The sequence below is a fragment of the Bradyrhizobium sp. HKCCYLRH3097 genome, from assembly GCF_051167875.1.
Lineage (GTDB): Bacteria > Pseudomonadota > Alphaproteobacteria > Rhizobiales > Xanthobacteraceae > Bradyrhizobium.
In genome coordinates, this window is record NZ_JBNPTX010000025.1 from 1 (window position 1) to 4,885 (window position 4,885).

The 4,885-nt window shown below is 62.3% G+C and carries 4 protein-coding genes; 2 read left to right on the plus strand and 2 right to left on the minus strand.

The window, feature by feature from the left end:
• Positions 1 to 387: 387 nt before the first annotated feature.
• Together ACQR0U_RS32280 and ACQR0U_RS32285 are read right to left on the minus strand one after the other, a co-directional pair.
• Positions 388 to 666 carry a hypothetical protein gene (locus ACQR0U_RS32280; protein WP_409999262.1) on the minus strand — a complete coding sequence of 93 codons (279 nt, stop codon included), beginning with the start codon at positions 664 to 666 and terminating at the stop codon, positions 388 to 390.
• 310 nt (positions 667 to 976) lie between these two features.
• Positions 977 to 1,627: a hypothetical protein gene (locus ACQR0U_RS32285; protein ID WP_315827440.1), complete on the minus strand. Its 651-nt coding sequence runs from the start codon at positions 1,625 to 1,627 to the stop codon at positions 977 to 979.
• Between the two features lie 171 nt (positions 1,628 to 1,798).
• Here ACQR0U_RS32285 and ACQR0U_RS32290 point away from each other — a divergent pair, with 171 nt between their 5' ends.
• On the plus strand, positions 1,799 to 2,536 hold the full coding sequence (locus ACQR0U_RS32290) for a hypothetical protein (RefSeq protein WP_316159492.1): 738 nt from the start codon (positions 1,799 to 1,801) through the stop codon (positions 2,534 to 2,536).
• Positions 2,537 to 2,560: 24 nt separating this feature from the next.
• The gene (locus tag ACQR0U_RS32295) at positions 2,561 to 4,141 is read left to right on the plus strand and encodes an endonuclease/exonuclease/phosphatase family protein (RefSeq protein WP_315827438.1); all 1,581 of its coding nucleotides are present in this window, start codon (positions 2,561 to 2,563) and stop codon (positions 4,139 to 4,141) included.
• Positions 4,142 to 4,885: the final 744 nt, after the last annotated feature.

Genomic DNA, 4,885 nt, shown 5'->3' on the forward strand with positions numbered 1-4,885 from the left:
ACACCACTTCGCCGTCGCATCGCTCCGTTCGTCGGCGCGGGCTTTGACACCCGGCTGCGGAGCAACGCGCCCGTCGCCTCCCCGGCTCGACGCTCGTGACGATCGCGAAACGTCCCTCTTCAGCGAGCCGGGATAACAGGAAATGTGGATGTGATTTGCCCGACGGTGCAAGTGATGAGTTTGCGACAAACTGGCACGACGGGCAGTTGGCGCATACGCGCCATGCAGAGATTGCCCGTCGTGCAGCTCGGGATGGCGCGAGTTCGTCGGGTCACAGCAGCCGGTCCCATCGACGCCTTCAAACGTCTTCAGTGATTGGAATGCACCGTCACAGTGATGAGCTTGGCTCCGGCACCGAGCTGCCGGGTCGGCAAAGCACGAGCCATTCTACTTCTCCGCGTGCCCGGCGGCACTGGTCCGACCGCATGGAAGTTCGGGCGGGGCCGGAAGATCGATGCTGCCAATCAGGTCCGAGCGCAACGTTTCAGCGGCGGCCGTCGCCGCCATGGTCTGTCGCAAGGTGCTGACGTTCGATCCGAGCGAAACGATGCCGCCGAGCACCGCGGCAATCGTCCCGAGGACGACGACCGCATTGGACCCCAGCAGGCCCAGCACCGCCCCGAGCAGCAACGCGGCGCAGCCGGATATCACGATCTTCGAGGCCATGATGATCTTTCGACACCGCTCGGCCACGTCGGCCAGCTGTTCGATCCGCGCCTCGATGAGGGAGATTGATCGCTCCGGTCGTCCTCATCCATCAGACCAACTGTTCTCCACGGTGTTGCTTTGGGCTAATTCCGTCCCCGCCCACCAACGTACGGCCATTGGTTTGGACAATCCAAGAGATGGTTTGCGGCCGTGAGGCATCGACCTTGATGAAGCTCGCGATCATCTGAGATATTACAGGCCTTGGATCACACCAACGCATGGCATCTGGCTTTGTTACGGCGCGACCAAGCCGAGGAGCCTCTCGAGACTAGGCCGGCACGGGAACCCCGGCCTTCTTCTCCAGCGCGGCCACCCGGTCGCGAAGGCTGCGGATCTCCGCGACCAGATCGAGGACGTCCGGCGCGGGCTGATGCCCGATCATCCCAACATGGGTCGTTGTCACACGAATGGTCGACGAGCTGATCTCCATGCTGGTGCGGGAGCCCGCAACCGATGGACCCGGCTGCAATGCAGGCGTTGCGGGGACTGCGATCGTAACGCCACCCGCCACAATTCCGTCTGGAGCGGTAACGGTTTTCTCGAACCGCGCGGCGCCTTTAACGGTCACGTCTTCGAGTTTCGCCGCACCGTGAATCGAAACGCCCCCGACGTAATGCTTGCCATCGTTGAGAACAAGTTCGTCAGCCTGGGAGTGCGAGAGCGCCGCGCGCGCCGCCGGGGGCACTTTCGGGTTCTGAAGCTGCACCATCTCGACGTTGCATACCATCATTGCTCGCCCCAACCAGGCCGGGGCCAGCAAGACACGCCCCGCGTGGGCCTCCGCGCCGTCAAACTCGATTCTGAGCATGCCGGGATAGCCCTGCGCGTCGACGGGAATCCTGACGTTGCCGCTCTGCAGCACAGTCGTTGATCCTTCCAGGATGACCGACGTGTCGGTGAGTTTGATGTCGCTCGTCATGTTCGCCGCCTCCCGCTGAAGATGTAACTTAAAATATCGTCAACTCGGCCGCCGCGGGTTGATTCACGTCAACGCTCCATCGGCTGGCGCCTGCGACCGTTAGCTATGAAGTAGGATGTTCTGGCGCGCGCCAGGCCGCGCTCAGAACATGGGAACTGGCGGGGTCTTGAAATGCCCAATGATCTGCACACCGTCCTGAGCGGCATTCACGGATTGAAGGTCGACGCAGTCGAGAGGTCGGTTCCGGCCTGCGCGGACCATGCCTTCGCCTGGGCAGGCAAGCTGCTCCCCACGCCCCACGTTCGAGCCCGCGCCGATTTCAGCTCGGCTCATCATCAGGCCTGGCTCGAGGCAATGGGCAATTTAAGGGCATGGAAGACGCGGCAGATCGATATGAACCTGCCGGCATCGGAGAAGCTGCTCATTGTCGGATGGTACTTCCCGGAGCTCGCGAGCCTGCTCGGCACTGCGGAAAAAAAGCATGTGGTCGTTCTGGTGTCGAATGATGCTCCCTGGCTCTCCGAACTAAAGGACGCAGGCACGACACTGAATTTTCGGGCCCAAGGCGGTGCGTCGGCGCTCGCCGCCTACATGCGCGACGGTCGCAACGTGTTCGCGATGATGGACAATATTCATCCGGGCACCGAGTTCGTCCGCAGCCCATTCTTCGGACGTCCCGCCAAGACCCCGGTCGCCATTCTGCGGCTTGCGATCCGCAACGGCTACACGCTGGCGCTGATAGCGCCCAGGGACAGCCGCGTGGAAGTGGTGGCGACACTGCCCACCGCCGGCAAGCAGCCGGAGGATCTCGCTGCCTGGGTGAACCAGAAGATCGAACAGGAAGTCAGACGGGCGCCGGAACGCTGGCTGTCGTGGCCGACGCTCGCCTACCGCTTCCAGGCAAGCTGATTCACCAGTCAGGAGGACGCGCGCATGCCCACCACGTCGTTCAATCAGCTCGCGCAGCAGGCCGACGCACTTTACCCGCCGCAGTCGATGCACAGCCTGTTGTCCAGGCTGCGCTACCCCGGAGCGGCACCGGGAACGACCCTGCCGACGGCTTCGTTCGCCGAGGCGGCTTGGCGCCTGTCGGGCCCCTCCACGACACGAATTTCATTCCTCCACTACAACATCTGGTGCCTGCGCGCGAAGATCGGATTGAAGGAGATCGTCGCCGCTGCCGGAGGGGTGGGCCACTTCGCGGCTTGTCTTGGGGTCTCATCGGCTGAGTTCATCGGCAAGGCACTGGAGATGATCGGGGCCGACATCGGAGATGTCTGCGACCGCATCTTCCCGCCGATCGTGGAAGTCTGCGGCGTTTCCGCCAACCCGCTGAACGATGCCTGCAAGCTGGTGGGCAACAGCCTCTCGCTCGGCGGATACATCATCGAAAATCTCAGTTCCGACCTCGACTGGCTGATAAGCCTCTTCTCGATCCCCGAGGAGGTCGTATTCGAGGTGCTGATGCAGTTGGTCGCGCCGGTGCTTGGCGTGTTCGAAGTGAGTGTCATGGAGAAGCCGGTCATCCCCGAGCGCGCCGACGAAATCGGCCGGAGGGTGTTCGCCTACGACCTCGTATCGCTGGTCGAGGCTTGGGACCAGGATACGCGGGATACGATCCTGGCACATGGCAGCGCGCAGCATGTCGACGGACCGACCGGCTCCCTTGCCTACAAGCAACTGCAGAGCGGGATCCTCGTGCTCAGCCCGACGCGGACGATCGAGAATGGCGGCGGGCATGTCTATGCCGCGGACGGCGTGTCGCGAGTGATGCCCGGCGGATGCGAGATGGGCTACATGTTCGATTCTGACAAATGGGCGAACAAAGGGGTGCAACTCACGCGTATCCCGGTCGGCTTCGGTGCGATCGAGCTCTATTCGACGCATGTTTATGCCGGCGATGGCGGCCTTCTGCCGCCCGGTCCAACTGACGCGGAGAAGATCGACGTCAGGCGCAGGCAGATTGATGAGTTGATTGCCTTCATCAAGGCGACGCACCTTCCATCCAACGTGGCCATTGTCGCAGGAGATTTCAACATCGGTGCTGATACCGACGAATACCACAACCTGGTCGCGGCGATGGAGCAGGCCGGCTTCTATGACCTGTGGAGCGTCCCGTACGATACGATGAAAAGCGACGGTTTGACCGACCGTCACGGCGAGGGCGACGAGCCGATCTACAACGACTTCAATACCAACTGTAAGGTCTATCGCGCCAGCGAGGCATATCGGCAAGCCTACGATCCGGCCGTTGCCACGCCGACGATGTCAGATGATGTCGATTACTACTGCGACGACATGCAGCCAGACGACGCGAATCCCACCGGATCGAGGATCGACTACCTATTCATGGAACGTGCGACTGCATTTCACGGCTTCAATCTCGACGTCTCACGTGTGCGCCGGCGTGCTTTCAAGTCACGCATTCGCTGGGTCGTCACCCCCGGCCCGCAGGACTACCTTTCGAACCACATCGGACTGGAGGCGACTTTGTTCGCCAGCTCAAGGCACTAGAGCTCCGGGCGTTCAAGAAGCGCGGCAGAGGCTCGGAGTCACAGAATGGGTCACTCATCGTCGACAACGCCGACTTGGCCGTCTGCGCAGCGCTTGTCGGCGGGGATGCCAAGTTGAGGCGTCTTGGCACTCGACCTGGTAAACGGTAGGCCATTAGCATCACCAACCTCTCGCCGACCGCTGAGCATAAGGGTTCGGCCAGCTTCATGTTCATGCGCGCCGGCAGGCCGCCGACCTTGTGGTGCGACTTGATCGTCACCGACAGGCCGCCGGTGAAGAAGACGCTCTCGATCACGTCGAGATAGGGCCGCAGATCACCTTGCGACTGCCCACTTGGTGCGGGACATCGCACGACCGCGTGTTGTACGTTTCAAACAGCAGGCAAGGCTGAGCCATCTCGCGGCGGCATCCGCCCGAGTTGTCATCTTGAGTGAATCTCTTCCTCCGAAGAAGAGGCGCAGGGAAGACCGGGTATCAGCTGATACCCGCGGTCCGCGTGCAGCAAAAAGCACGCGGCAGAACCACAGGTTCAGCCCAATATCCGGCCTTCCCTGCGCGACGGTTTGACGACTTATAGGCGCTCTCCCCGGGGATCGGCTGTCTTGCCCCCGTCGCCGGCGGATCATCATCACCGCCGGCTTGGCATCAGCACCGCGATGCCAGGACCACACCACTTCGCCGTCGCATCGCTCCGTTCGTCGGCGCGGGCTTTGACACCCGGCTGCGGAGCAACGCGCCCGTCGC

Excerpts from the sequence above, each read along its gene's own strand:
- ACQR0U_RS32280 (WP_409999262.1), bottom strand. The coding sequence starts at position 666 with ATGGCCTCGAAGATCGTGATATCCGGCTGCGCCGCGTTGCTGCTCGGG.
- ACQR0U_RS32285 (WP_315827440.1), bottom strand. The coding sequence starts at position 1,627 with ATGACGAGCGACATCAAACTCACCGACACGTCGGTCATCCTGGAAGGA.
- ACQR0U_RS32290 (WP_316159492.1), top strand. The coding sequence starts at position 1,799 with ATGCCCAATGATCTGCACACCGTCCTGAGCGGCATTCACGGATTGAAG.
- ACQR0U_RS32295 (WP_315827438.1), top strand. The coding sequence starts at position 2,561 with ATGCCCACCACGTCGTTCAATCAGCTCGCGCAGCAGGCCGACGCACTT.